Here is a 1938-nt window from a genome sequence, read left to right on the forward strand (position 1 = left end):
GAACCGATGTACGATTCGATCCTCGTTCCGACGGATGGAAGCGGCGGTGAACAGCAGTTTGTCGAGGAGGCGATTTCGCTAGCGGAGCTGACGGGCGCGACGGTGCACGTCGTCCACGTCGTCGATAGCGGCCTCGCGGAGTCGCTCTCGAAATCGACCCGATCGATGGTGAACGACGACCTGAAAACGTCGGGCGAAACGGCGATCGGGTCGATAGTCGGCGCGGCCGAGCGCGCCGGACTCGAAACCGAGTCGACCGTCCTGCACGGCAACCCAGCAGAGGAAATCGTCGAGTACGCCGAGGAGAACGACATCGACGCCATCGTCATGGGAACCCACGCGAACAAGGGCGTCAGCCATCTCGTCCTCGGGAGCGTCACCGAACGCGTCATTCGGCTATCGACGGTGCCGGTGCTGGCCGTCAATCTGACCGAGCACCACTCGTCCGAGCACCACTGATTAGGTCCTCGGCGACGAAGGAAATCCATGACGAACCGGCGGGTTGCGACGCTCGGCGTCCTGCTCGGGATTTTCCTCGCGGCCATCGACGGCACCATCGTCAGCACGGCGATGCCGACCGTCGTCCAGTCGCTGGGCGGACTGCAACTGTACGCGTGGGCGTTCGCGGCCTACATGCTGTTCGCGGCCGTGTCGATGCCGCTGTACGGCCGCCTCGCGGACATCTACGGCCGAAAGCGGCTGTTCTTCGTCGGAGCGGGAATCTTCGTCGGCGGGAGCGCGCTGTGCGGCGCGTCGAGAAGCATGCTTCAACTGGTCGCGTTTCGCTCCTTGCAAGGAATCGGTGCGGGCGCGATGTTCGCCATCCCGTACACCATCCTCGGCGTCGTGTACCCGCCCGAAGAACGCGGCCGCGCCATCGGACTCGGAAGCACGGTCTGGGGGATTTCGAGCGTCGTCGGCCCCCTGCTCGGGTTCCTCATCGTCTCGACCGTCGGGTGGCGCGGCGTGTTCTATCTGAGCGTACCGGTCGGACTACTAGCCGTCCTCCTCGTCTGGATTTCGCTGGACGAATCGACCGGGAGCGCCGAGCGCGACATCGATTTCCTCGGCGCGGCCGTTCTCTCCGTGGCCGTCGGAACGCTCCTCGTCGGACTCCAACTGCTCGAAACGACGAGTTCGTGGGCACTGCCGCTCACCGTCGTCGGAGTCGTCGGCTTCGGCGCGTTCTACGCCGTCGAGAAGCGGGCGAGCCAACCCATCGTCCCCCTCTCGATGTTCGACGACACGGTGTTCATCACGACGAACGTGACCGGATTCCTCACGAGTTTCGTCCTCTTCGCGGCGATCACGTACGTTCCGCTGTATCTCCAGAGCGTCCAAGGCGGTGCCGAAAGCGCCGCGCTGGCCGTCTTCCCCATCTCCATCGGCTGGTCGGGGACGAGTTTCCTCTCCGGACGACTCGTAAACCGAGTCGGCGAGCAACGACTCGCCACCGTCGGGAGTAGCCTGCTGGTCGTGAGCTTCGGCGTGGCAACCGTCCTCTGGACGGCGACGACGCCGGTTCCGGTGGTCGTCGTCAACGTGTTCGTGATGGGCGTCGGGATGGGGATGGTGACGCCGCCGCTGCTGACGGCGATTCAGAACCACTTCGGCACCGAACTGATGGGCGTCGTCACTTCCTCCCAACAGTTCTTCCGCAACCTCGGCGGGACGATGGGCGTCGCGCTCCTCGGGTTCGCGCTGAACCTCGTCATTCAAAATCGGCTCGCGGCAACGTCCAACATCGCCAACGTCGGCGAACTCCAACAACGGTTGCTCGGGTCGGCCACGCCGCCCGCCGGGTTGGCCTCGATTCTAACGGACGGCCTGACGACCGTGTTCGGGCTTTCGGTGGTCGTCTCGATACTCGCGGTCGGCTTCGCGTACTATTTTCCCAGAAAGCGCTCCGAGTCGACAGCACAAGCGACGACCGGGGAC

The 1938-nt window shown here is 64.6% G+C and carries 2 protein-coding genes; both read left to right on the forward strand.

Annotated features, from left to right (window positions below; genetic code table 11):
- Positions 1 to 459: universal stress protein (locus WBV42_RS10135; RefSeq protein ID WP_423985923.1), on the forward strand; the 459-nt coding region annotated here is incomplete at its 5' end.
- Between the two features lie 27 nt (positions 460 to 486).
- Positions 487 to 1938, forward strand: a 1452-nt coding sequence (locus WBV42_RS10140) for an MDR family MFS transporter (protein ID WP_423985924.1), incomplete at its 3' end; no start/stop codon positions are given.

Source organism: Haladaptatus sp., from assembly GCF_049589095.1.
In the GTDB taxonomy this organism is placed as follows: Archaea; Halobacteriota; Halobacteria; order Halobacteriales; family Haladaptataceae; genus Haladaptatus.